Genomic DNA, 24,942 nt, shown 5'->3' with positions numbered 1-24,942 from the left:
GTCAGATCAGGATCGGGAACGTCAACATGATGATCGCGCCCGTCACTCCGACGACGACCGCGAGGCCGAGCAGCACCCACCGCACCCACATCACGAGATCGCGCTGGGACATCGCGGTGAGGAACAGCACGAGGGCGAACAGCACCGTCAGCAGCGTGTAGTTGTCGCCGCGCTGGTTGCTCTCCAGCGCATCGGCGAACCGGGTGTCGGCACGCTCGGAAAGCGCGGCCGCCTCCTCGCTCCCCGGCGGCACGTACTCCTCCATCACGAACGGCCCGCGTTCGGTCCGCCCGCCGTCCTCCCATGCCTCGAAGGCGACGGCGAACTCCGGGCTGAACCGCTCCTCGATGTACGCCGTCAGCTCGGCATCCTGCGCCCGATCCGCGAGCACCCACTCGGTCCAGATCGTCAGGTCGTACTGGCGCGCATCGCGAGCGGTGCCGTCGGCGACGCCCGAATTGATGCGTGCACCGGATGCCTCGCTGAACGCGATGGACATGTCGCCGCCCCACTTGGAGGACTCGAAGCCGCACCAGGCAGTGAGGACGGCGGTGATCGACAGCACGAACACGGCGATGACGTCGAAGACGTCCCTGCGCTGCCTGGTCTTCTCGGTCATGCTGCGATTCTGCCGGAAGGGCACGGTATACCGGAAGATCGGCGCGACGCGTTCTGACGACCAGTGTCAGCGGGCGGCGACCACGGCATCCCACACGGCATCCGCGACCCGGAGCTTGGTTCCGGATGCCGCACCGACGACGCCGTCGGCGGAGACGATCTGCACCGTGTTGTCCGCCGCTTCGAAGCCCTGCTCCCAGCCGACCTCGTTCACCACGAGCAGGTCGACGCCCTTGCGCTCGCGTTTGCGGCGAGCGCGGTCGAGCATCTCCTGTTCGTTCTGCGACGTCTCGGCGGCGAATGCCACCACGAACTGCTCCTGGCGTCGACCGGCGGCGAGCCCGGCGACGATGTCCTCGTTCTCGACCAGGTCGATGCGCGTGAGGGTGCCCGCCTCCTTGGTGAGCTTGCGCTCGGCCGTCTCGGCCGGCCGGTAGTCCGCGACAGCCGCCGCCATCACGAGGACGTCTGCACTCTCGGCTTCGTGCCGCATCGCGGCTCCGAGGTCGGCTGCGGTCGCGACGTTCTCGATCCGGATGCCGGCGCGCACGGCATCCGCCAGCACGTCGGCGGAGACGTTCGCGGCGACCAGGACGACGTCGGCACCGCGGTCGGCGGCCGAGACGGCGAGCGCCGCGCCCTGCCTGCCGCTGGAGCGATTGCCGAGGAAGCGCACCGGGTCGAGCGGTTCGCGCGTTCCGCCCGTCGAGACGATGATTCGGACCCCGGCGAGGTCCTGCGGACGGACAGCCGCGAGCGCCGCGTCGAAGATCGCCTCCGGTTCCAGCATCCGACCGGGGCCGGAGTCTCCCCCGGTCAGCTCGCCGTCACCGGGGCCGACGATCGTCACGCCCCGCGCACGCAGCGTCTCGATGTTCGCCTGCGTGGCCGGATGCCGCCACATCTCGGTGTGCATCGCCGGGGCGATCACGACCGGAGCGGTCGTCGCGAGCAGTGTCGTGCCGAGCAGGTCGTCGGCGAGGCCGGCGGCCATCTTCGCGATCGTGTTCGCCGTGGCGGGCGCCACGACGACGAGGTCCGCCGCCTGGCCGAGCGCGACGTGACGGACGCGGGCGACGTCCTCGTGGACGCTGGTGGTGACCGGGTTGCGGCTGATCGCCTCCCACGTCGGCATCCCGACGAAGCGCAGCGCATCCTCTGTGGGGATCACCGTCGCATCGTGCCCCGCCTTGATCAGCAGTCGCACCAGGTGCACTGCCTTGTACGCGGCGATGCCGCCCGTCACGCCGACCACGATGTTCATGGGTCGATTCTCCCACCGCGGCTAGGCTGACGAACGTGTGCACCGTGGTGATCGACGTGGCGGATGCCGGAAGCTCACGCCTCCTGGCCGTGCGCGATGAGGACCCCGAACGCGCCTGGGATCACATCGGCGCCTGGTGGCCCTCTGACTATCCGGGCGTCGTCGGCATCCGCGATCGCCGTGCGGGCGGGGCGTGGCTCGCCGTGAATCCGGCGGAGCACCGTCTCGCCGTGCTGCTCAATCGCGCCGACGTGCTCGACCTTCCCGACGCCGCCTCCCGCGGCTCGCTCGCGCTGGAATCGGTGATGGGCCGCTCGCCGGCCGGCATCCCGCGCATGCACGGCTTCAATCTGCTCGAGGCGACGCCGGACGCCGCGCGCGTGATCTCCTGGGATGGCATCGCCCTGCGCGAGACGCCGATCGACCCCGGCGTCCACATGATCGCGCACGACGATCTCGACGACCCTGGTACGCCGCGCATCGCCGCCTGGCTGCCGCGGTTCCGCGCGACGGATTCGGATGCCTGGGTGACCCTGCTCGCCGAGACGGCCGAGCTTCCGGCGGAGGACGATCGGGCGATCATCCGCGACAACCGGCCGCATGGCTATCCGACGCAATCCCTGTTGTTCTGCACGGCCACCGTGTCGGATGCCGGGGTCGAGGTGCACGACGAGGCGCTCCCGCGCCCCGGTCGCTGGAAGGCGGAGTGAGCTCGAATCGCTCGATCGACCCGTGAACCTCCCGGATCAGGGTCGATCGAGCGATTCGAACCGGGATCAGCGGCGCGGAGAGGTCCCCGGCGTCGCGTCCGTGAGGGACTCGAGCATGGCGTCGAACGCGGGCTTCGGTGTGAAGTCGTCCTCGAACGGGGTCGCCCAGCCCTCACCGGGGAAGACGTCCGGAACCCACGAGTTCGCGTCGGGAAAGCCCCAGACCGTGAACGACGAGCAGGCCCCCACGTTCAGACAGGCCTCGAGCAGCGCATCGTAGCGATCGCTCTGCGTCGCGACCTGCTCCGGCGTCGGGCCGGTCTCGCCTTCCAGGAGCGGAATGCGCACGTCGGCCTCGGTGATGGCGACCTTGAGACCCAGGTCCGCGAAGCGCTCGAAGTTCGCCTGCAGCGACGTGTCGAAGCCGTACTGCAGGCTCAGGTGCGCCTGCGCGCCGAAGCCGCCCAGCGGCGCGCCCCGCTCCAGCAGCTCCTGCGACAGCGCGTAGTAGGCGTCCGTCTTCTCGTTGATGCCCTCGGCGTTGTAGTCGTTGAGGAACAGGACCGCGTCGGGGTCTGCCTCGTGCGCCCACTGGAACGCGTCGGCCAGCAGCCCGACAGGATCGTCGGCGCACGCCTTGAGAAACGGGTTCGCCTCGGTGCGCAGCTTCACGCCGCCGTTGTCCCAGGTGTCCTGGAAGATCTCGTTCGCGACGTCCCACTCGTAGATCTTGCCCTTGAAGTGTCCGACCACGGTGCGGATGTGATCCTCGAGCACCGTGCGCGCGTCGTCACAGGTCCACGTCTTGCTCGCTTCGGTCACCCAGGCCGGGTTCTGGCTGTGCCAGAGCAGCGTGTGCCCGCGGACCTCCTGATGGTTCGCCTCGGCGTAGGCGACCAGCGCGTCGGCCGACTCGAAGTCGTACTCGTCGGCGGACGGACGCAGGGCATCCCACTTCATGTCGTTCTCGGGCGTGAGCGACGAGAACTGCGCACCGAGCACCCTCTGGTACTCGGTTGGGGCCTTGCGGTCGTAGTCCATGAGGTGCTGTCGACCCCACACCGCGCTGCCGATGGCGAGGTCGGCCGGTGCCTGGTTGCGCAGGGCGTGCTTGTCGGCATTGCTGAAACCAGGGGGCGTGGCGTTCGCGGCAGTCACGCCGCACAGCGGCAGCACCAGGGCTGCAGTGGCCGTGGCCACCAGAAACGATCGGATCGATCGGCGCATGGAGTTCTCCTGACATCATCGTCGTACGCGCCGCTCGTGCGACGCGTATGTTTGCGTTCGCAACAAAAGATAGAGCCGCGGGATACCGAGAAGCAAGAGTTTCGGAAAAGTATCGGAGTTGCTTCCGGTCAGGCGACCGGAACGATCGCGCCGTGCTCGCGCAGCAGTGCGCGCAATTCATCCAGCGGCACTTCATCGATCGCGACCCCCCGTGCGGCCGCGAGTGCCGCCACGGCCCCGGCGGCCTGACCCGTCGCCATCGCGGTCGCCTGCACCCGGTACGCGGAGTTCGCCTCCTGGTCGCCGGCGATGCAGCGCCCCGCGACGACCATGTTGCGATTGCCGGCGGGAATCATGGCGGCCAGTGGGATCGTCGCGACCTTCCCCGCATCCAGGTACGTCTTGGCGATGCCGTTGCCGTCAGGGCGGTGGATGTCGATCGGGTAGTAGCTGAAGCACACCGCGTCGTCCCATACCTCGCCACTGAGATACTCGGCTCCGGTGAGGTGTCGGATGCCGTCGATCGTGCACGTCTCGCGCACCCCGACCTCAGTCGCCCCGTACGCCACGGTCAGATGCTCGAAACCCGGCAGCGGCTTCAGGAAACGGAAGATCCGCAGCAGCGCCGCGCGACCGGCGGTCTCGGCAGTCGTCCGACCGACCGACGACGAGCCATCGATGCCGACGAGGTGGATCGCGTTGTCGCCGCGCTTGCGCAGGAACGGCTCCAGCACCCGGCCGTGCGCGCCGAAGTCGCTGGGGAGGATGCGCCCCTCCTCGAGGGCGCGGTCGAACTCCGTGTTCAGCAGGTCGTAGTCCAGCGTCTCAGCGTCGTACCCAGCCAGCAGGATCGCCATCGTGCCCGGCTGCGTGGCCGCGTTGCGATGCCGTTCGAGGCCCGCCAGGCCCACAGCATCCGCATCGCCGGAGCAGTCCACCACCCGCGCGACCCGTATCCGTCGCAGCCCCTCCTTGCCCGCGAGCGTCACATCCCAGCCGCCGTCCCGCCACGACAGTTCGGCGAGCATGGTGTGCAGGTGAAGCTCGACACCCGATGTCGCGACCGTCTCGCTCTGGATCGCGGAGTACAGCGGGGCGTTGACGCGGATCTGCAGTTGCCAGTGCGGCAGATCGGTGCGCGCGAAATCCGGCAGCGGCGCGCCCTCGAGCTCCATCGCGGCGCGCACCATCTCCCAGCCGATGCCGGAGATCACCTGCTCGCCCCACGCATGGAACAGCCCGGGGAAGTTGATGCCAGCGGTGGTGGTCGTGCCACCCAGCATCCCGTTCTTCTCGATCAGAAGCGTGCGCGCTCCGGCACGCGCCGCCTGAACCGCAGCGCTCACACCGGCAGGGCCGCCTCCGAGAACCAGAACGTCGGCATCGACATCGGTGGTGGAATCCATAAAGTCCACTCTATGGATTAAGTCCGGTAAGCGCTATCCCGAACCGCGTTCGCTGCAGCGCGCCCTCCGTCAGGCGGCAGACTCGCCCCGCGTGCAGGAGAACGTCGCGCGATAGGCCGTCGGGGTCGTTCCGAGCACGCGGGCGAAGTTCTGCCGCAGCACGGCGGCGGACCCGAACCCGCACTCCGCCGCGATCCGGTCGAGTCCGAGGTCGGTGCGCTCCAGCATCCGCTGCGCGTGGATGATGCGCTGGCGCGCGAGCCAGGCAGCCGGCGTCGCGCCGTGCTCGGCCTTGAAGCGGCGCGCGAACGTCCGCGGCGACATGTGCGCGCGGTGCGCGAGCTGCTCGACCGAGAGGTCCTCGCGCAGATTCTCGATCGCCCAGTCCGTGACGAGCGCGAGGGAGTCGCTCTGCACCAGTGGCAGCGGACGGTCGATGAACTGCGCCTGCCCGCCGTCCCGCTGCGGTGGGACCACCATCCGTCTGGCGACCCGGTTCGTGAGCTCGGCGCCGATCTCCTGACGGAGCAGGTGCAGGCAGGCATCCAGCCCGGCTGCCGTGCCGGCGCTCGTGATGATCCGATCGTCCTGCACGAACAGCACATCCGGGTCGACGTCGATCTGCGGGTACATCTCGGCCATCGCATCGGCGTACATCCAGTGCGTCGTCGCGCGCTTGCCGTCCAGGATCCCGGATGCCGCGAGGATGAACGAGCCGCTGCACACGCTGAGCACCCACGCGCCCCGCTCGTGCGCGGATCGGACGGCATCGAGTATCAGCGGGTCGATGTCGCCCCAGCGCTCTCGCGGCAACGGGCAGACCACGACGAGGTCGGCCTCGTAGGCGAAGGCGAGGTCGTGCTCGACGTTGAGCGAGAAGCCGAGCTTGGACGCGATCGCGCCAGGTCGGGGCGCCACCACCCGGAAGTCGAAGTTGGGAACGCCGTCGTCGGACCGATCGAGTCCGAACGCTTCGCACGCGACGCCGAACTCGAACGGCGCGAAGCCGTCCTGAACGATGCAGGCCACGGTCTTCATGAGCACTCCTTCTCCGACTGCCACCATCATGGCAGTTTTCCGACGAACCGTGTCCATTCTGCCACTCGTGACCCTAATAACGCGAGCGTAGCGTTTCTGCCATGTTCATCGTCATCCTCCTCATCGCCCTCTCGGTCTGGGGCGTCGCCTGGGTCATCGTCGACGTGCGGCGCGACGGCTACGGCCAGCGCGCGACCGACTGGTCCCGCGTGGCAGGTCACGACGACGCGCTCCAGCGCGCCGAGTCCACCACCAGCTATCGCTGACCGCCTGCCAGGCGACTATGCTCAGCGGCATGAGCGACCCCCAGCAGCCACAGGTCCCGCCCTACGCGCAGCCGCAGCAGCCGACATCCGGACCGTTCGCCGCGCAGCCCGTCTACGGCGCACCGGCAGGTCACCACGCGCAGCCGCAGGGGTATCAGCTCAACACGAACTCGGCCCAGCCAGGGTATGCGTCTCCGACCGGAGCCGGCAACGCGAACCCGCCCGGTCGCCTCGGCTTCATCTTCGGGCTCATCGCCGTCGGTCTCGGGTTGATCTCGACGCTCGCCAACACCGTGCTGATCTACAGCTACGACTACAGCAGCGGCTACGCGATGATCGAGATCGCGAACTGGTTCGGCTCGTTCATCGTGCTCGCGGTCGCCGGCCTCGCGCTCGGCTTCGGAATCGCCGGGCTCCGCCGACCCGCCGCCCCGCACGGTCAGGCGGGCATCGCCGTCGGCATCGGCATCGCCGTCATCGTCGGGTCGCTCGGCAGCATCGTCATCAACGGACTCGGCCGGGCGTTCATCGGCTACTTCTGAATCGCGCCGGTCACCGCGACCAGGGCCAGCGCCGTCGGCGTCTCGTCGGCTGCGGTTCGGGTTCCGGTTCCGGCGGCACGGCGGAATGGTCGCCCGAGACCCAGCGCAGCAGCAGCGCGTCCGGGTTGCCTTCGAGCACCAGCGTGCGGGTGAGCAGCGTCAGCGGGATCGACAGGATCGCACCGAGCGGACCGATCACGAAGGTCCAGAAGACGACCGAGAAGAAGCTCAGCGTCAGGCTGAGGTCGACCGCGTCGCTGACGAACTTGGGCTGCACCAGCACCTGCAGCACGACGTTCACGACGCTGTAGACGATGAGGACACCCAGCAGCAGTGGCCAGTCCCCGACGAAGAACGCCAGGATCGCCGGCGGGATGACACCGAGGATGAACCCGATGTTCGGGATGAAGTTCGTCACGAACGCCAGCACCGCCCACACCACGGCACCGGGGACGTTCATCGCCCACAGCGCCAGTCCGTCGATGATGGCGACGATCGCGCCGAACGAGGCGTTGACGATGTAGTACCGACGGATGCCGCTGTTCAGGTGCGTGATCCGGGCGATCACGGAGCCGTGCGTGGCATGGAAGACGACGCCTGCCTGGCGGTAGCGCGCCGCATCGATGGCCATGAAGATGATGTAGGCGAAGACGAAGAACAGTGCGGTCGCCACGGCCAGCACCGTGCCGCCGATGCTGGACACCAGGCTCAGCAGCGTCGCGGGATCCAGAGCGGATGCCGCGGCATCCGCCGCTTCGCCGGCGAGGCCGAGGGATTCGAGCCAGCCCACCATCTCGTCGAGGCGGCGAGACAGCCCGCCGTCCGCCGCAAGGTCGACGACCAGGTGCGCGAACTGGTTGCCCGCGAACCACAGCAGCAGCCCCATGATGCCGAGGACGACGTAGGCGACGGCGATCACGGCCGCGGATCCGGCCCAGTTCGGCCAGCCGCGGCGCTCGAGGGGACGGCGGAGGGGTTCGCAGATGACGACGATCACGATGGCCAGCGCGATCGGGCCGACGATCTCAAGCGCGAACGAGAGGCCGGCGATGACGACCACCGCCGCGGCCAGCGACAGGAGCACGCGCAGGCTCGGCGAGAGCATTCGTTCGGGGGAAGGCGCGGGGCTGGTCACGGGGCAAGCGTAACCTTCCCTTTCGCTCGTTGAGCGAGCGAAGCGAGTCGAAACGGGGTGATCGCTGATCGACAGCGACCGCGTTTCGACTCGCCTCCGGCTCGCTCAACGAACGAGGAGGGGGACGCCCGCTCGACGAACAAGGCGGGCGACGAGCTCCGGGTCAGCCCGCCGCGAGGACCCGCTCGTACACCGCGATCATCGCCGCAGTGCGCGACGACTGCCGGAACGACTCGGCGACCTCGGCATCCGGAACCGGTGCCGTGCCTCCGGCGATATCGGATGCCGCGATCCGCAGCGTCTCCGCCAGCGCGGCGACGCGCTCCGGGTCGCCGGTGTCGGAACCGGGGACGAGCCACTGCCCGCCGCGCAGTTCCGCCCCGATATCGGGGTCGCTCACGATGGTCGGAGTGCCCAGTGCCGCCGCTTCGAACGGCGTCATGCCCTGCGTCTCGAAGCCGATCGACGTCTGCACCACGGCATCCGCCGCGGCGATGCGGGCGAGAGTCTCGGCGTACGGAAGCCGACCGGCGAACCGGATGCCGTCGTGCCCGCGCGAGATCCGCTCGGCGGCGCGCAGCTGCCCGCCGCCGCCGATGACCTCGATCTCGGCATCCACGCCCGACGCGACGACCGCTTCGAGGAAGGGCAGCAGCCGCTTCTCGGGACTCATCCGTCCGAGCCAGACGAACCGCGGACGCCCTGGTTTCCGCGGGCCTCGAGCGGCGAGCGTCCGGTCGAGCACGTCGTCGTCGATGCCGTTCCAGACCACGTCCACACGGTCGAGCACCCCGTGCTCCTCGAGGCGGCGCGCGAAATGCCCCGACGGCGCGGTGACCGCACCGGACTCCTGGGCGATCCCTCGCAGATACGCCCAGCCGTCCCAGCCGGGCACCCGATCGCCGATCCCCCGCATCGCCGTGCGGCGCCATGCATTGAGCACGGCGAGCACGGGGCGGTGCAGCGGCGTCACCGCCGCGAGGCCGACATCCACCCTGTTGTGCATGGTGTGCACGACGGGGATGCCGTGACGATGAGCGAAACGGTGCCCGATGAACGCGCCCCAGAAGTCCGCCTGCACGTGCACGAGATCGACGGGCGGTCGTGACGCGAACGCTCGATCCAGGAACCGGTCGACCCGCTTGCCCGGCCAGGTCATCGAGTACTCGCGGTCCACGGTGATCGGGATCGACGGGGTGTCGAGGTACGCCGGATCCGGCTCGCCCTTCGCCGTGCTCGGGGCGCTCGAACGACCCACGTGCATCCGCGGCGCCACCACCGTCACCGTGTGCCCGGCGTGCTCCAGGAACCGCCGTTGCAGTCGCATCGACACCTGCGCCCCGCCGAGAGAGTCGAGGTGCTGATCGCCGAACAGGACGATGTGCATGGCCGCCGCCTACTCCGGCAGGGGCTCGTTGCGGTACAGCGCCTCGAACGTGTCCAGCGTGCGGTTGATGTCGTGCACGATGACGCCGTCGAGCGATGCGCGCTGCATCCGCTCGTACTCCGCGGGGTCGGCGGTCAGCACGGCCGTGAGGCGATCCGCGAGCGCGTCGGCATCGCCCGGCTCGAACAGGTAGCCGTTCTCGCCGTCGTGCACGAGATGCGGCAGCGCGACGGCGTCCGCCGCGACGACCGGAAGTGCGGAGGCCATCGCCTCCATGGTCGCGATCGACTGCAGCTCGGCGATCGATGCGATCACGAACAGGCTCGCGCGCGACAGCAGCGCACGCAGCTCCTCGTCGGTGGTGCGACCGTGGAATTCGACGCGCTCCGCGAGCCCCAACTGGGTCGCGAGGTGCTCGAGGTGCTTGCGCTGGTCGCCGCCGCCCACGATGTCGAAGTGCACGTCGAGGGCCGGGTCCAGCTTGGTCATCGCCTGGAGGATGACCTCGATCTGCTTCTCGGCGGTGAGCCGGCCGACGAAGATGATCCGGTTCTTCTCGCGCGGTGCGACCACGGGCGTGTACTGAATGCGGTCGATGCCGCAGCTCACCGGGATCACGCCCTGGATGTCGATCGTGCGCTCCAGGAAGTCCGCAGCGCGTCGCGTCGGCGTCGTGACGGCGCGGGCGAGGTTCAGGGTGCGACCCGCATCCCCCCATGCCCACGTGATGATCGGCCGGTTGATGGCGTCGGGGAACGCGGAATGGTCGAGGATGTTCTCGGCCATGACGTGGTTCGTCGCCACCACGGGGATGCCCCGTTCACTCGCGATGCGGGCGAGACCGCGTCCGATGATGATGTGCGACTGGATGTGCACGACATCCGGGTTCACGGCATCCAGCACCTGACGTGCGTAGTGCTGGGAGCGCCACGGCCAGACGAAGCGGAGCCAGTCGTGCGGCAGCCAGCGCACGGACGGCAGGCGGTGCAGTGTCATCCGCTCGCCCTCGATGACCTCGGTGTGCGGCCGGGCGCGGCGGTACGCCTGGTTCGGCGCCACGACGTGCACCTCGTGTCCGCGCTGGACGAGCCCGGCGGCGAGACGCTCGGCGAAGCGCGCGGCTCCGTTGATGTCCGGTGCGAACGTGTCGCAGCCGATGACGATCTTCAGAGGACGGGAGACAGGAGCGCTCGACGAGTCGATCGGATCGTCAGAAGAAGTCACGGAGATGCTGCCTTACGGTCGGGCGGCCAAGGAGATGCGGAGCCTGGTCAGGCGCAGGCCACTCTACCGGAGCGCTCTGTGCCGGCCACGGAGGCGGCCGTACCAAATATTGTGAAGTTATGTAACTATGCAGTAGCATCATGACTATGGAACCGCTTATCCTCGACCGCCTGCTGCAGATCGCCGATCTCTTCCAGCGCGACATGGCACGAGCGTTCGAGGGCACCGGCCTCACCACGGCGCGGGTTCATCTGCTGTGGGTGCTCACGCACAACGGGCCGTCCAGACAGCAGTCGCTCGCGGTCGCCTGCGGCGTCAGCCCGCGAAACATCACGGGCCTCGTCGACGGGCTCGAGGCATCCGGCCATGTGCGCCGCACACCGCACCCGACCGACCGTCGTGCAGTGCTCGTCGAACTCACCGAGACCGCGACCGCGATGATGACGCGGATGCAGCGCGAACACGTCGAGCTCAACGACACGTTGACGGCGGCGATCGCCCCAGCCGATCGGGCGCCCGTCGAGCGCGGCCTGAATGCCCTGATCGCGAAGCTGTCGGCACTCGTCGACGAGGCATCCGCCGCACCTGCGTCTCCGGAGCGGCGATCATGACGGACGTCGCCACGCGCCCGTCGTCCGCCCGGCGATTCGCCTCGCTCGCGAAGCGCGCTCTGCAAGCCGAACTGTGGGTGTACTCGAGCATCGGCCGCGCGATCGCCCGTCGCCCGGCCATCGAGCCAGGCGGCACCGGCATCGGCTACCACCGGCCGGTCCTCACGGTGCTCATCGTCTTCATCGTGCTCTCGGCGATCGAGATCCCGATCCTCGACCTCATCGTGCACCCGTGGCCGGCCGTGCGGATCGGCGTGCTCATTCTCGGGATCTGGGGGCTGACCTGGATGCTGGGGCTGCTGTGCGCCATGCTCCAGCGTCCGCACACGGTCGGCCCCACCGGCATCCGCATCCGCAACGGTCTGGAGATCGACGTCGCCATCTCCTGGAGCGCGATCGCATCCGTCGAGATCTCGAAGCGCGTCGACGAGCCGAAGAGCCCGCGCGTCAGCGACAGCGCCGAGTACGCCGAGCGGATGCAGGACGAGACGAACATCCTCATCGAACTCGAGCGCCCGACGCCGATCCGCCTGCCGGGTCTCGCCCCGCGCGGCGGCGTGCACGAGGTCACGCGAGTGCGGCTGTGGGCCGACGACCCGCGCGCCTTCCTGGACGCCGCGCGACCGTTCCTCCTCGAGGGCTGACGCTCACTCCCATCCGCGTTCGGCCAGCCAGGCCTTCCGCTCCCGCGCCGGCGCCCGCACCAGCCATGCGTCGCAGAGCAGCTCCTCCAGCCGGTCACGGTCGATCACGTCGAGCATCACCAGCAGCCCTGGGAACCCGTCGAAGTGCGCAATCGTGAACAGGACGTCCGGCTCCGCTGCCAGCAGAGCCTCCTTCTCCTGGAGATCGGCGACACGGATGCCGAGGACCACGCCGTCCGGCCAGGACCGGTCGAGCTCGTCCAACACGCGCAGATCGGACTTCGTCGGTCCGCGCACCCACGCGATCGCACCGCTGCGCAGACGCCATTCCGGCGCACCGGTGTGTCCGCCGGTGCGCTCCTCGACACCGGGCAGCGACATCGCTATCTCCCGTGCATCCGCCAGGGTCGCCATGGCGCCCATCGTGCTCCGATCGTCAGCTCGGCACAACCTCCGCACACACGTGGATCCCAGCGCGCTCCCCTACGGTTGAGCCATGCGCCTGACTGCATCCGCCGACCCCGCACTGTGGATCCCCGTCACCGAATCGTTCGGGTGGAAGGGCCGCCGCCACCGCAAGGCCGCCCTGCGGATGCTGCTGGGGCAGGCGAATCAGGCCGCCGGTGCGACTGCACGACCGGGTTCGCGCTTCGGTGCATGGCTGATGAGCCAGGCGGCGCCGCTCGCGATGCGCAAAGCGGACGGCCGGGTTCTCGCGTGGACCTGGAAGGCGGACCCCGACCTGGTCGTCGCCCTCGCGACGACGCAGGAGCTGACCCCCCAGGTGCGCACCGCCCGCGCGATGATGCCGATCGAATACGACGACACGGAGTCGTTCGCGACGCCTCTCGGCGTCGGCGAAAAGCTCGTGATGCCGATTCCGCCGTCCCCGGACTCCCCGCCGTTCGCCACCTATACGTGGGACACCGGCACACACCTGGTCACACTGAACGTGATCTGCAGCGACCGCGAGCGGTTCGGCACGCTGCTTCCCGCGCTGGACGACCTCGCCCGCAGCATCCGCATCGCCGACGACCTGACCACGGGCGAGTCGGGCGATGTCCTGCGGCTCCCGCCCGCCTGACCGGCCGAGGTGTCAGTTCAGCGCTGAGGTCAGGCGGAAGACGCCGTCCAGGAACGTGGACTTCGCGGGCTCGCGACGCCATTCCTCGAGCGTCAGTTCGCGGCCGGCATCCCGATAGGCCTGCTCGACCTCGCGCATCTGCGCGACGAACGATGCGCCGCGCACCAGCATCGAGATCTCCATGTTCAGCGTGAACGAGCGGATGTCCATGTTGCTCGAGCCGATCACGGCGATGTCGTCGTCGATCGAGAAGTGCTTGGAGTGCAGGATGAACGGCGCGGGGTACAGGAAGATCCGCACGCCCGCCTCGAGCAGCGACTCGTAGTACGAGCGCTGCGCGTGGTAGACCATGCCCTGGTCGCCGAGCTCCGAGACGAACAGCTGCACCTCCAGGCCGCGCTGGCGGGCGATCGTGATCGCGTAGACCATCGCCTCATCGGGAACGAAGTACGGGCTCGTGATGATGACGCGCTCGGTGGCGCCGTGGATGAGGGAGAGGAACAGCCGCAGGTTGTTCTCGGTCTCGTAGCCCGGTCCGCTCGGAACGAGCTGGCACACCAGGGCATCGGGCGAGGTGGATGCTTCGACCTCGGATGCCGGGACGATCTCGTCGAGCTGATCGCCGGTCTCGATCAGCCAGTCGGACAGGAACACCGCATCGATCTCTGTGACGGCCGGGCCCGTGACGCGCGCCACGAGCTCCTGCCACTTGAGGCCGCGGCTGATGTTCTTCGGCGAATTGTAGGAGCGGTCGATGAGGTTCTGCGAGCCCACGAACGCGACGCGTCCGTCGACGACCACGAGCTTGCGGTGGTTGCGCAGATCGGGGCGCTGGTACTTGCCCTTGAGAGGCTGCACCGGAAGCATCCAGTTCCAGAGCACCCCGATGCGGTCGAGCTCGGCGAAGGTCTCGTCGGCCTTGGCGACCTTGCGCGAGGCGATGTGGTCGGCCAGCAGGCGCACCGTGACGCCGCGCGCGACCGCATTCTCCATGGCGGTGAAGAAGACCCTGGTCGTCTCGTCCCAACTGGCGATGTAGAACTCCACGTGCACGTACGTCTCGGCGGTGTCGATGGCCTCGGCCATCGCGATGATGGATGCCTCGTAGTCGTCGATCAGCTCGGCGGTGTTGCCGCCGACCGGCGGGAAGCTCGTCAGCTCGGTGTTCTGCGCGGTGACCCGGGTGAACCAGGTCGGCCACTCGGTCGAGTCGACTGCGAAGTCCCCGGCGGCCACGCGATCGCGGATGATGCCGTCGATCTGCGCCTGCTCGGCGCGGCGCTTCTTCGGCAGCTTGACGTTGCCGATCAGCAGGAAGATCACCAGGCCGGCGATCGGAAGCAGGAAGATCAGCAGCAGCCAGGACATCGCCGCCGTGGGCTTTCGCCCCTTCGGGATGATGATCAGCGCGGCGATGTTGATGATGAGCACGATGATCGCGCTGGCCACCCACCCGAGGTTGGCGAGGAGAAGGGAGTTCACCCCTGAAGTGTGACGCATGATCGGTGCTGCCCGGTAGATTCGCGCATGTGACCTCTACGACTTCGCACCAGGACCGTCCGGGCTGGCTGCTGCCCACGCTCTCCGGCTACCGCCGGGAATGGCTGGTCGCGGATGTCGTCGGCGGACTCTCCGCCGGGGCCGTCGTGATCCCTCAGGCGATGGCGTACGCGACCATCGCGAACCTGCCCGTGCAGATCGGCCTGTACACCTGCATCATCCCGATGCTCGTGTACGCGCTGCTCGGCGGAAGTCGCGCGATGAGCGTCTCGACGACCTCGACGATCGCGACGCTGACGGCGACGACGCTCGTCACGGCGGGTGTCGCGGCCAGCGCGGAGGATCCGGATCAGGCACTGGGTTCGCTCGTGACGCTGACCCTGCTGGTCGGCCTCCTCCTTCTCCTCGCTCGCATCTTCAAGCTGGGCTCCCTGGTGGAGAACATCAGCGCGGCGACCGTGCTGGGCATCAAGATCGGCGTCGGCGCGACGGTCGCGGTCGGGCAGCTGCCCAAACTCCTCGGCGAGACGGGCGACGTGTCCGGTGACGGGTTCATCCGATCGCTCCTCGCAGTCGGAGACGCCTTCGGTAGCGCGAACGCAGCGACGATCGCCCTCTCAGTGGGGTCGATCGTCGTGCTCGTCGTCCTGCAGAGGTTCGCGCCCCGCGTGCCGGGGACGCTCATCGTCGTCGCCGGCGGAATCCTCCTCGCGGCGTTCACCGGTCTGACCTCGGCCGGCGTCGCGCTCATCGATCCCGTGCCCTCCGGGTTCCCGACGCTGCGGCTGCCGGATCTCGCCCACCTTGCCGACCTCGTACCCGGCGCCCTCGCGATCGCCGTCATGGCCTTCCTGGAATCAGCGGCGGTGGCGCGCGGCATCCGCAAGGCGACGGAGCCGCAGGTCGACAGCAACCAGGAGCTGTTCGCGACCGGCGCCGCGAACGTCGTCGGCGCGTTCTTCACGACGATGCCATCCGCGGGCGGGTTCTCGCAGAGCGCCGTCAACCAGAGCGCCGGCGCCAAGACCCAGGTGTCCACACTCGTCACAGTGGCGCTCGCGGTGCTCGTATCGCTGTTCCTCGGACCGGTGCTCAGCCTGCTGCCGCAGGCGACCCTGGCCGCCATGGTGTTCGTCGCGGTCGCGGGGCTCATCAACATCCCCGAACTGGTCCGGTGGGCGCGCATCAGCCCCCGTGACTTCTGGATCGCCCTCGTCGTCGCGCTCATCGGCCTGTCCGTCGGGCTGCTAGCCGCCGTGGCCGTCGGGGTGGTCGTGACGCTCGTCCTCGTGCTGCGTGAGCTCAACATCCCCAAGCTCGACGTCGTGGGTCGTCGCGGATCGGCGATCGGGATCCACCTCGGGCGGGGGCTGTACACGGCGAACGCCCTTGAGAACGAGCGCGCCATCGTCGCCATCGCGACGACCCAGCCCGAGCCAGTCACCGCCGTCGTGCTGGACGTCGAGCGCCTCGACATCGTCACGATCACGATCCTCGATGCGCTTGAGGATCTCGACCGCGAGCTGTCCCAGCTCGGCATCGCACTTCACATGGCGAAGCTGCCGGACACCGCGCGGGTGGTCGCGCGACGGACCTCGTGGTACGCGGAGCTGGAACACGACGGGCGCGCTCACGACTCGGTCGAGGACGGTTTGACCGCGGCATCCGCCTGAGCCGGGCGCTCGAGCGGATGCCGCGGTGGCCGGCGCGCTACTGCCGGGTCATCGCGATCGTCATGAGATGGTCGGGGTCGGCGTGGTGCGAGTGGTCGTCGTCACCGGCATCCAGTCGCACCCATCCGATCTCGCCCGTGAACTCGTTGTCGCGCACGCCGTAGTCGGGCGACACCGGTGAGGCGACGTCCTGTCCGATGTCGACCGTCTCGTCCATCGAGTACATGAACGGCAGAGTCCGTTCGACCTCGCCCTCGGCGACCAGAGTCTCGCCGTCGTAGAGCGATACCGTGCCCCCCTTGCCGACGCCACCACCGGCATAGGCGAAGTGGGCACGAACCTCGTGCGTTCCGGCCTCCAGCTTCGCATCGCCTGCGACGACATCCGTCTTGATGCCGAGGATGTTGTAGGCGAACCGCAGGCCGCCCTCGTGCGCATAGAAGCTCCACCCTCCGTACGAGCCGCCCTGGGCGATCAGAACGCCCTCCGCCCCGGCATCCGGAACCGTGATCGACGCCGTGACCGTGAACGACTTGTTCTTCAGGTTGATCACGGAGTTCTCGCTCAGCCGCTTCATCCCGGTGTACAGCGTCTGCGACGTGCCCTTCACGAGTTCCGGCCGTCCGGCGATCTCGGAGTTGAAGCGCTCCGCCGAGCGGATGTCGATCGGCAGGACGCTGAAGCGCGCGGCCTGGATCAGGAACAGACGCTGCAGCTCGGCGAGCTTCTCCGGGTGCTCGGCGGCGAGGTCGTTCGACTGCGTCCAGTCCTCCTCGACGTTGTAGAGCTCCCAGACATCGTCGTCGAGTCCGTGCGACGAACCCAGCCACGGGTCCTTGTGCTTGGCGCAGGCGACCCAGCCCTTGTGGAAGATGGCCCGGTTGCCGAGCATCTCGAAGTACTGAGTGGTGTGCTGCTCATCGGCACCGCCGTCCTCGAACGAGTAGTTCATCGCCGTTCCCTCGTACGGGCGCTGCGTCACCCCGTTCACCGAGGACGGCTCGGGGATGCCGGCCGCCTCGAGCACCGTCGGGGCGACGTCGATCACGTGCGCGAACTGATTGCGGATCTCGCCTCGGGCCGCGATGCCGTTCGGCCAGGACACGATCGTGCCGTTACGAGTGCCGCCCCAGTGGCTGGCGACCTGCTTGGTCCACTGGTAGGGCGTGTCCATCGCGTGCGCCCAACCGATCGCGTAGTGGTTGTACGACTGCGGCGTGCCCAGTTCGTCCTTGTGGGCGATCATGTAGGCGTCATCCTCCATCGCGTCCATGTGGTTGATGACGAAGCCCTCGTTGGTCGTGCCCTTCATCGTCCCCTCGGCAGATGCACCGTTGTCGCCGATGATGACGTAGACGAGGGTGTTGTCGAGTTCGCCGAGCTCCTCGAGCGCGTCGATGAGCCGTCCCACGTGGTGGTCGGCGTATTCGAGATACCCCGCATACACCTCCATCTCGCGAGCGAGGACGGGACGCAGATCCGCGCTCATCTCGTCCCACGCCGGGATGCCGGGGCTGCGCTCGGTGAGCACTGCATCGGCGGCGATGACGCCGAGCTCCTTCTGCCGGGCGAACGTCTCCTCGCGGAGTGAATCCCAGCCCTGGTCGAACTTTCCCTTGTACTTGTCGGCCCACTCCTGCGGGACGTGATGGGGCGCGTGCGTCGCCCCGGGGGCGAAGTAGGTGAAGAAGGGCTTGTCGGGCGTGAGCGCCTTGCGCTGCTTCATCCAGCCGATCGCCTTGTCGGTCATGTCGCCCATGAAGTGGTAGCCCTCTTCCGGCGTTCCCCACGGCTCGACCGGCGAAGTGTTCTCGTAGATGGCGGGGTACCACTGGTTGGTCTCGCCGCCGATGAAGCCGTAGAAGTACTCGAATCCGTTGCCCGGGGTCGGCCAGTGGTCGAACGGTCCCATGGGGCTCGACTCCCACACGGGGACCTCATGGCACTTGCCGAACTGCGAGGTGCTGTAGCCGTTGAGCTTGAGCGTCTCGGCGAGCGGGGCGCAGTTGTTGGGTCGCAGCGAGCTGTAGCCGGGCGCGGAGGTGGCGATCTCGGTGATGCCTCCCATGCCGACCGTGTGGTGGTTGCGACCTGACAGCAGAGCCGCGCGCGTCGGAGAGCACAGTGCGGTCGTGTGGAAACGCGTGTACTTCAGCCCCTGGGCTGCGATCCGCTCGAAGGTGGGTGTCTGAACCGGGCCGCCGAACGCGCTCGATGCGCCGAACCCGGTGTCGTCGATGAGGACGACGAGCACGTTCGGCGCGCCCTCGGGTGGCCGGACCGGTGTGATCGGCGGGTAGTGGGTGTCCGGATCGGTCGCGTCGTACGTCACCGTTCCGGTGTACGCGAGGTCGGGAATCGGAAGTGCAGAACGATGGACGGTACTCATGGTCAACCTCTCCGGTCTGGTCCGGGCGTCCCGCAGCCGCGCACTCGCATGCGCATGCTCACGGGATCGTCCTTCCCGTTCAGCAGCCGTCATGCCCGACGGCTTCGCGTCCACCGTGGCACAACACGCGTTGCGGGGACAACGATTCGACGATGTTTCTCCAGATCCTGTCCAAACGGGTTCGCCGATGCCAGAGTGAGCACGCACCCAGCATGAACGAAAGGGCACCCCATGACCGAACTGGTGTTCTCTCTGATCCCTGTGGCCCTCGGCGTCGTGCTGAGTCCACTGGCCATCATGGCTCTCGTCGCCGTGCTGCTCTCACAGCACGCGCGGTCGAACGGCATCGCCTACCTGCTGGGGTGGATCATCGGCCTGGCGGGATTGACGACCCTGTGCCTGTGGCTGTTCGATGTGTTCGAAGTGCACGCGCTTGCGGAGCCGCCGATCTGGGTGCCGGTGCTGCGCATCATCATCGGCGTCTTCCTGTTCGCGGCGGCCGTGTGGGTGTATCGCAAGGGCAGGGCACACATCATTCAGATGTCCAAGGCGACCACGCCGCAGGAGGTGGCCGCCGCATCGCCCCAGCTCCCCGGTTGGCTTCAGGCCGTGTCGAGGTTCCGACCAGGGCGCACGTTCTTGCTCGGCATCGGGCTGTTCGTGTTGAACCCCGTCGATGCGTCGTGCGCCATCATCGCCGCTCTCGATATCTCGCTGTCCGGCCTCGACGCCACCGCGCAGGTACTGTTCGCCCTGGGATTCATCGTGGTCGGCACGCTGCCGATCGCGCTCCCGGTGCTCTACGTGCTGGCGCGTGGCGAGAACGCGCAGCCGCTGCTCGACCGCGTGCGCACGTGGATCGCCGGAAACACACATGTTCTCAACGCCGCTCTGCTGCTCGTCATCGGAGCGATCCAGTTGCAGAAGGGCATATCCGGACTGCTCTGATCACGTCACCCCTCGAGTGCGATCCGCACTCCTGCCGCCTGATGGGGGGCGATAGGGTCGGAGCCAGATCCGAGGAGGACTCCATGACCGACACTCTGCCCTCGTGGCGAGACACCGCCACCCGCACCGCGATCATCGACTTCGTCTCGGCCGTGACCGACGAGGGCGGCGCGGACTACGTCGCGCCGGAGGCACGCGTCGCGGTCTTCGACAACGACGGAACCTTGTGGACCGAGAAGCCCATGGTCACCCAGCTGCACTATCTGCTGGGCGAGTGGAAGAGGGCCGCGGAGGCCGATCCGACGCTGGCTGAGAAGCAGCCCTACCAGGCGGCGGTCTCGGGCGACCTTGCGTGGTTGGGTGCAGCCGTCGACAAGCACTACGCCGGGGACGATGCCGACCTGGGCTTGCTCATCGCCGCTGTCGCGGGCAACTCGGCCGGGCAGAGCGTCGACGAATACGCCGCATCGGTCGAGGAGTTCTACCGTGACGCCCGCCATCTCTCGCTCGGCACCCCGTACGCGCTGACCGTCTACCAGCCGATGGTCGAGCTCGTGCGCTACCTCGAGGCGAACGGGTTCGCGACCTACATCGTCTCGGGCGGCGAGCGCGACTTCATGCGTCCGATGACCGTCGCGAACTACGGCATCCCTGCCGAACGCGTGATCGGCACCGGACTCGGGCTCACCTACGACGAGGAGGCGAACGTCGTGCGCTACGCACCCAAGCCCGCCTACTTCGACGTCGGCCCCGAGAAGCCGGTCCGGATCTGGATGCGCACCGGTCGACGGCCGATCCTCGCCGCCGGCAACTCGAACGGCGACCTGCCGATGCTGCGCTTCGCCCAGGGCAGTCCGCGCAGCCTCGCGCTGCTCGTGCACCACGACGACGACAGCGATCGCGGCGATGCGCCGTACGACAAGGGCGCCGAGAAGGCGCTCGCGGCTGATGATCTCACGGTCATCAGCGTCCGAGACGATTGGTCGCAGGTCTTCCCGGTCTGACCCACCGGCCGTTCGCTCGTCGCCCTCCCCTCGCTCGTCTCCCCCTCCTTCGCTCGTTGAGCGAGCGAAGCGAGACGAAACGCGGTCGCTGCTGTTCAGCCGTCACCGCGTTTCGACTCGGTCGACTCCGTCGTCCTCGCTCAACGAACGGAAAGGGAGCTCGCTCAACGAACGAGAGGGGCGAACGAGGGAGGTGTCAGGCGTCGCTCGCGCAGCGGAAGCCGATGTGGCTCATCCCGGTGTCCTCGGCCTGAGGCGACCGAGCCGCCGGCCGGAAGCGCAGGCAGTACTCCGGAGAGCACAGCTGCGAGCCGCCCTTGAGCACGCGTCGGGGGATCTCGGGGAACTCCCTCACCGCGCTCGCGGCGGCGAGCAGGTTCGCGCGCTTGCCGGCATCCACCGGCTTGTCCGACAGCCGCAGGTGCCGCGGGGTGTAGTAGTCGCTGGTCCACTCCCACACGTTGCCGATCATGTCGAACAGGCCATAGCCGTTCGCCGGGTAAGAGCCGACGGGCGCGGCGTCCCCCACGCCCTGGTTGTCGTACGGGAAGTGCCCGAGCCAGGAGTTGGCCTGCGCGACGCCCTCAGGGTAGGCCTCGTCGCCCCAGGCGAAACGCTGGCCCTCGAGCCCGCCGCGGGCGGCGTACTCGTGCTCGGCCTCGGTGGGCAGGCGGAGACCTGCCCAGGCGGCGTAGGCGTTCGCATCCTCGAAGGCGATGTGCACGACCGGATGCTGCAGGCGGTCGTCGATCGACGAGTCGGGCCCGAACGGGCGGCGCCAGAAGGCCCCGGGCTGCCACCGCCACCAGTTGCGCCAGTTGCGCAGGTCGACGGGTCCGGCTGTCGGGGTGAACACCATCGAGCCGGGAACCAGATCAGCCGGGTCGGCGCCTGGGAACTTGGCGGGATCCAGCTCGCGTTCGGCGACCGTGATGTAGCCGGTGTCGTCGACGAACGCGGCGTACTGCGCGTTCGTCACCTCGTAGCGGTCGATGCGGAACGGAGCGACCGTGCGCTCGTGCACCGGGCGCTCGTCGGGGTAGAACTCTTCGGATCCCATGAGGAACGTTCCGCCGTCGAGGAGGACCTGATCTTGTGTCGTCACGCTCCCACCGTATCCGCGCGCCGCGACGGCCGCGCGGTTCCGATTTGTTCCTAGCCCGTTCCGGGTGAACCTCTGGCCCGGTCTTCGCGCCGCGAGTAGCGTTCAGAGCGTACGTGCGCGGGGCATCCGCGCTCCCGACGGGAGGGAAGTCATGGCCAAGGAATTCAGCGGCAAGATCGCGGTCGACGTTCGGGACTCGGTGCCCGACTGGAGTCCCTTCGAGTTGCCGAAGGCGCCGGAGGGCGCACCCAACATCCTCGTGATCCTGTACGACGACACCGGCATGGCGTCCTGGTCGCCGTACGGCGGCCGGATCAACATGCCGACGCTGGACCGCCTGGCCGAGAACGGCCTCACGTACACGCAGTGGCACACGACGTCGATCTGCTCGTCGACGCGCTCGACGTTCCTCACCGGACGCAACCACCACGCCAACGGCATGGGCGTCATCATGGAGGGCACGAACGGCTTCCCCGGCTACTCGGGACGCATCCCGGCCGAGTGCGCGACCATCGGTCAGGTTCTGCAGGACAACGGCTATTCGACGTTCTGGGTCGGCAAGAACCACAACGTGCCGGAGGAGGACATCTCCTCGGGCGGCAGCAAGTCCCAGTGGCCCCTCGCCATAGGCTTCGACCGGTTCTACGGATTCCTCGGCGGCGAGACCAACCAGTGGTACCCCGACCTCGTCGAGGACAACCGATTCATCGAAGCGCCCTACACGCCGGAAGACGGCTACCACCTCTCCAAGGACCTCGCCGATCAGGCCATCCGCATGATCCGCGACCAGAAGTCCTCGAACCCCTCCAAGCCGTGGTTCACCTGGTACTGCCCCGGTGCGAACCACGCCCCGCACCAGGCGCCCGACGAGTACATCGCGAAGTACAAGGGCCTGTTCGACGACGGCTACGACGCCTACCGCACGTGGGTCCTCGGGCGCATGGTCGAGCGCGGCATCCTGCCAGAGGGCACGGAACTGACCGAGCTCAACCCGATGCCGGAGGACCAGGCGAACGCCGCCGACTACGTCAAGCCATGGGATTCGCTGTCGGATGACGAGAAGCGGCTGTTCAGCCGCATGGCCGAGGTCTTCGCCGGGTTCAGCGAATACACCGACACGCAGATCGGTCGGGTCGTCGACTACCTCGAGGAGTCGGGTCAGCTCGAGAACACGCTCATCTTCTACTGCGCCGACAACGGCGCCTCCGGCGAGGGCAGCCCCGACGGCTCGGTCAACGAGAACAAGTTCTTCAACGGGTTCCCCGATGACCTGAAGGAGAACCTCGACAAGATCGGGTCCCTCGGATCGCAGGCGACGTACAACCACTACCCGACCGGGTGGGCTGCGGCGTTCTCGACGCCGTTCAAGATGTTCAAGCGCTACTCGCAGTTCTCGGGCGGCACGTGCGACCCGATGATCATCCACTGGCCGGCGGGGATCAAGGCCAAGGGCGAGGTCCGTCACCAGTACCACCACTCCGTCGACGTCGTCTCGACGATCCTCGACGTCATCGGCATCGAGTTCCCCGAGGTGTTCCGCGGAGTCGAGCAGCGCCCGCTGCCCGGCGTCTCGATGAGGTCGTCCTTCGACGCCGCACCGGACGCCCCCACCGAGAAGCACGTGCAGTACTACTCGATGCTCGGCACGCGCGGCATCTGGAAGGACGGCTGGAAGGCGTCGACGATCCACGCACCGCTGACCGGCCACGGCCGTTTCGACGAGGACGAGTGGGAGCTCTACCACGTCGATGTCGACCGGTCCGAGTCGACGAACCTCGCGGCCGAGCATCCGGACAAGCTCGCCGAGCTCATCCAGGCTTTCGAGATCGAGGCGAAGGAGAACAACGTCTATCCGCTGGATGACCGCCCCGCACGCGAGCAGCTGACCATCGAGCGCCCGCAGGCCGAGCCGCCGCGGAACCGTTACATCTACTACCCCGGCACCACCGCGGTGCCGGAGTCTGTGGCGGTGAACGTCCGCGGCCGGTCCTTCAAGATCATCGGCGATGTGGTGGTCGAGGAGGGCACCGAGGGCGTGATCTTCGCGCACGGCTCCCGGTTCGGCGGACATGCGCTCTTCATCAAGGACGGCCGGCTCAATTACGTGTACAACTTCCTCGGCATCCCGCCGGAGCAGACGTTCACGTCCGAGGTCCTGACCGCCGGCCCGCACGCGCTCGGGGTGGAGTTCATTCGCGAGAGCGCCGGGGAGCACGGCGAGTCGATCGGCACGGCGAAGCTCTACGTCGACGACCAGGTCGTCGCCGAGGGTCCGATGCGCGCGCAGATCGGCAAGTTCACGCTGTGCGGCGACGGGCTGTGCATCGGCTTCGACAGCGCGGATGCGGTCAGCGAGCAGTACACGAACCCGTTCCCGTTCACGAACGGCAAGCTGCTGGGCGTCGGCATCGACGTGAGCGAGGAGCAGTACCTCGACCTCGAACTCGAGGCGCAGGCGGCGTTCGCCCGCGAATAATCCGCGCGCGCAAAGCGGGGCGGGAGGGCTTCGACCCTCCCGCCCCGCTGGCGTGTCCGAGTCGGTCAGGCGCGCGCGTACTCGGCGAGCACCACGCCGGATTCGAACGCCGTCGTCGCCGTGCGCTCGAGGGCTTTCGGCGCGTAGCCGCGGCCTGCGAACAGCGGAATGCCGTCGCCGATCAGCACGGGGTTGATCTTCAGCACGAGCCGGTCGATCTCATCAGCCAGTGCGGCGGCGAGCGCTCCCCCACCGCACAGCCAGATGCCCTTGCCGTCCTCGGCCTTGAGCGCGCGCACCGTCGCGACCGGGTCGCCGTCGACGAACTCGACTCCCTCCGTCGGATCGGTGGCACGGCTGGTGAAGACGACCTGCCGCAGGTGGCGATACGGGCTCGGCATGGCCGGCAGCCCGACCGCGTAGGTGTTCCAGCCCATCAGGACGGTGTCGAACAGCTCGCCGTTGGTGGGGATGCCGAGGGCTTCGCTGAACTGGGTCGGGATCGTCTGGTTGAACCGGGCGTTGATGGCGTCCCGGTGATCGCCCTCCGCGAGGAAGAAGTCGAACTCCCCGTTCGGGCCGGCGATGAAGCCGTCGAGGGTGACGGCGACGTAGTAGGTCAGTTCGCGCATAAGAGCTCCAATCACGACAGGTGAAGTGGTTAGAGACTACAACAGGTGCAGTGGTTGCG

General features: G+C 68.0%; 23 protein-coding genes. 10 read left to right on the top strand and 13 right to left on the bottom strand.

Going from position 1 to position 24,942, the window contains the following annotated elements; translation table 11 throughout:
- Window position 1 precedes the first annotated feature (1 nt).
- Window positions 2-619 carry a hypothetical protein gene (locus ACI7YT_RS01135; protein WP_406248385.1) on the bottom strand — a complete coding sequence of 206 codons (618 nt, stop codon included), beginning with the start codon at window positions 617-619 and terminating at the stop codon, window positions 2-4.
- 66 nt (window positions 620-685) lie between these two features.
- Window positions 686-1,882 (bottom strand): bifunctional phosphopantothenoylcysteine decarboxylase/phosphopantothenate--cysteine ligase CoaBC, encoded by a 1,197-nt coding sequence (coaBC, locus tag ACI7YT_RS01130; RefSeq protein ID WP_406248383.1) that lies wholly within the window; start codon window positions 1,880-1,882, stop codon window positions 686-688.
- 35 nt (window positions 1,883-1,917) lie between these two features.
- On the opposite strand from coaBC, the gene ACI7YT_RS01125 reads away from it, so the two are divergent.
- Window positions 1,918-2,592: an NRDE family protein gene (locus ACI7YT_RS01125; protein WP_406248381.1), complete on the top strand. Its 675-nt coding sequence runs from the start codon at window positions 1,918-1,920 to the stop codon at window positions 2,590-2,592.
- A 66-nt stretch (window positions 2,593-2,658) separates the two neighbouring features.
- Here the strand turns inward: ACI7YT_RS01125 and ACI7YT_RS01120 are convergent, their stop codons facing one another.
- From ACI7YT_RS01120 to ACI7YT_RS01110, 3 genes are all read right to left on the bottom strand, one after another.
- Entirely contained in the window at window positions 2,659-3,819 is a 1,161-nt protein-coding gene (locus ACI7YT_RS01120; RefSeq protein ID WP_406248379.1) for an endo-1,4-beta-xylanase, read from the bottom strand.
- 128 nt (window positions 3,820-3,947) lie between these two features.
- Window positions 3,948-5,225: an FAD-dependent oxidoreductase gene (locus ACI7YT_RS01115; protein WP_406248377.1), complete on the bottom strand. Its 1,278-nt coding sequence runs from the start codon at window positions 5,223-5,225 to the stop codon at window positions 3,948-3,950.
- Between the two features lie 69 nt (window positions 5,226-5,294).
- Entirely contained in the window at window positions 5,295-6,263 is a 969-nt protein-coding gene (locus ACI7YT_RS01110; protein WP_406248375.1) for a GlxA family transcriptional regulator, read from the bottom strand.
- 101 nt (window positions 6,264-6,364) lie between these two features.
- Here ACI7YT_RS01110 and ACI7YT_RS01105 point away from each other — a divergent pair, with 101 nt between their 5' ends.
- On the top strand, window positions 6,365-6,529 hold the full coding sequence (locus tag ACI7YT_RS01105) for a hypothetical protein (RefSeq protein WP_406248373.1): 165 nt from the start codon (window positions 6,365-6,367) through the stop codon (window positions 6,527-6,529).
- A gap of 29 nt (window positions 6,530-6,558) precedes the next feature.
- Window positions 6,559-7,071 (top strand): hypothetical protein, encoded by a 513-nt coding sequence (locus tag ACI7YT_RS01100; RefSeq protein WP_406248371.1) that lies wholly within the window; start codon window positions 6,559-6,561, stop codon window positions 7,069-7,071.
- Between the two features lie 10 nt (window positions 7,072-7,081).
- Here the strand turns inward: ACI7YT_RS01100 and ACI7YT_RS01095 are convergent, their stop codons facing one another.
- The 3 genes from ACI7YT_RS01095 to ACI7YT_RS01085 all read right to left on the bottom strand — a co-directional run bounded on the left by ACI7YT_RS01095 (window position 7,082) and on the right by ACI7YT_RS01085 (window position 10,823).
- The gene (locus tag ACI7YT_RS01095; protein WP_406248370.1) at window positions 7,082-8,206 is read right to left on the bottom strand and encodes an AI-2E family transporter; all 1,125 of its coding nucleotides are present in this window, start codon (window positions 8,204-8,206) and stop codon (window positions 7,082-7,084) included.
- A 163-nt stretch (window positions 8,207-8,369) separates the two neighbouring features.
- Entirely contained in the window at window positions 8,370-9,593 is a 1,224-nt protein-coding gene (locus ACI7YT_RS01090; RefSeq protein WP_406248368.1) for a glycosyltransferase family 4 protein, read from the bottom strand.
- Window positions 9,594-9,602: 9 nt separating this feature from the next.
- A complete protein-coding gene (locus ACI7YT_RS01085; RefSeq protein WP_406250642.1) occupies window positions 9,603-10,823 on the bottom strand; it encodes a glycosyltransferase in 1,221 nt (406 codons plus the stop codon).
- A 140-nt stretch (window positions 10,824-10,963) separates the two neighbouring features.
- Here ACI7YT_RS01085 and ACI7YT_RS01080 point away from each other — a divergent pair, with 140 nt between their 5' ends.
- On the top strand, window positions 10,964-11,428 hold the full coding sequence (locus ACI7YT_RS01080) for a MarR family winged helix-turn-helix transcriptional regulator (protein ID WP_406248366.1): 465 nt from the start codon (window positions 10,964-10,966) through the stop codon (window positions 11,426-11,428).
- A complete protein-coding gene (locus tag ACI7YT_RS01075; protein WP_406248365.1) occupies window positions 11,425-12,072 on the top strand; it encodes a hypothetical protein in 648 nt (215 codons plus the stop codon). The genes ACI7YT_RS01080 and ACI7YT_RS01075 overlap by 4 nt, the downstream gene beginning before the upstream one ends.
- Before the next feature lie 3 nt (window positions 12,073-12,075).
- Here ACI7YT_RS01075 and ACI7YT_RS01070 read toward each other — a convergent pair whose 3' ends face one another.
- On the bottom strand, window positions 12,076-12,486 hold the full coding sequence (locus ACI7YT_RS01070) for an MmcQ/YjbR family DNA-binding protein (protein ID WP_406248363.1): 411 nt from the start codon (window positions 12,484-12,486) through the stop codon (window positions 12,076-12,078).
- 82 nt (window positions 12,487-12,568) lie between these two features.
- Here ACI7YT_RS01070 and ACI7YT_RS01065 point away from each other — a divergent pair, with 82 nt between their 5' ends.
- Entirely contained in the window at window positions 12,569-13,156 is a 588-nt protein-coding gene (locus ACI7YT_RS01065; RefSeq protein WP_406248362.1) for a hypothetical protein, read from the top strand.
- Window positions 13,157-13,168: 12 nt separating this feature from the next.
- On the opposite strand, the gene cls is transcribed toward ACI7YT_RS01065, so the two are convergent.
- Window positions 13,169-14,638: a cardiolipin synthase gene (cls, locus tag ACI7YT_RS01060; RefSeq protein WP_406248361.1), complete on the bottom strand. Its 1,470-nt coding sequence runs from the start codon at window positions 14,636-14,638 to the stop codon at window positions 13,169-13,171.
- Window positions 14,639-14,685: 47 nt separating this feature from the next.
- Here cls and ACI7YT_RS01055 point away from each other — a divergent pair, with 47 nt between their 5' ends.
- Entirely contained in the window at window positions 14,686-16,329 is a 1,644-nt protein-coding gene (locus ACI7YT_RS01055) for a SulP family inorganic anion transporter (protein ID WP_406248360.1), read from the top strand.
- 37 nt (window positions 16,330-16,366) lie between these two features.
- On the opposite strand, the gene ACI7YT_RS01050 is transcribed toward ACI7YT_RS01055, so the two are convergent.
- Window positions 16,367-18,718 (bottom strand): arylsulfatase, encoded by a 2,352-nt coding sequence (locus ACI7YT_RS01050; RefSeq protein ID WP_406248358.1) that lies wholly within the window; start codon window positions 18,716-18,718, stop codon window positions 16,367-16,369.
- A 231-nt stretch (window positions 18,719-18,949) separates the two neighbouring features.
- Here ACI7YT_RS01050 and ACI7YT_RS01045 point away from each other — a divergent pair, with 231 nt between their 5' ends.
- Together ACI7YT_RS01045 and ACI7YT_RS01040 are read left to right on the top strand one after the other, a co-directional pair.
- Window positions 18,950-19,666: a GAP family protein gene (locus ACI7YT_RS01045; protein WP_406248357.1), complete on the top strand. Its 717-nt coding sequence runs from the start codon at window positions 18,950-18,952 to the stop codon at window positions 19,664-19,666.
- A gap of 83 nt (window positions 19,667-19,749) precedes the next feature.
- Window positions 19,750-20,670 (top strand): HAD family hydrolase, encoded by a 921-nt coding sequence (locus ACI7YT_RS01040; RefSeq protein WP_406248356.1) that lies wholly within the window; start codon window positions 19,750-19,752, stop codon window positions 20,668-20,670.
- Between the two features lie 196 nt (window positions 20,671-20,866).
- Here the strand turns inward: ACI7YT_RS01040 and ACI7YT_RS01035 are convergent, their stop codons facing one another.
- Window positions 20,867-21,730 (bottom strand): formylglycine-generating enzyme family protein, encoded by an 864-nt coding sequence (locus ACI7YT_RS01035; protein WP_406250640.1) that lies wholly within the window; start codon window positions 21,728-21,730, stop codon window positions 20,867-20,869.
- A gap of 196 nt (window positions 21,731-21,926) precedes the next feature.
- Here ACI7YT_RS01035 and ACI7YT_RS01030 point away from each other — a divergent pair, with 196 nt between their 5' ends.
- Window positions 21,927-24,251, top strand: a complete 2,325-nt coding sequence (locus ACI7YT_RS01030; RefSeq protein ID WP_406248354.1) for an arylsulfatase — start codon at window positions 21,927-21,929, stop codon at window positions 24,249-24,251.
- Between the two features lie 65 nt (window positions 24,252-24,316).
- Here the strand turns inward: ACI7YT_RS01030 and ACI7YT_RS01025 are convergent, their stop codons facing one another.
- On the bottom strand, window positions 24,317-24,883 hold the full coding sequence (locus ACI7YT_RS01025) for a dihydrofolate reductase family protein (protein WP_406248352.1): 567 nt from the start codon (window positions 24,881-24,883) through the stop codon (window positions 24,317-24,319).
- Window positions 24,884-24,942 lie beyond the last annotated feature (59 nt).

The sequence above is a fragment of the Microbacterium sp. M genome (genome assembly GCF_045181065.1).
Classification (GTDB): Bacteria; Actinomycetota; Actinomycetes; order Actinomycetales; family Microbacteriaceae; genus Microbacterium.
Note: the sequence above shows the minus strand (reverse complement) of the source record. Positions and strands in the feature narration are given on the sequence as shown.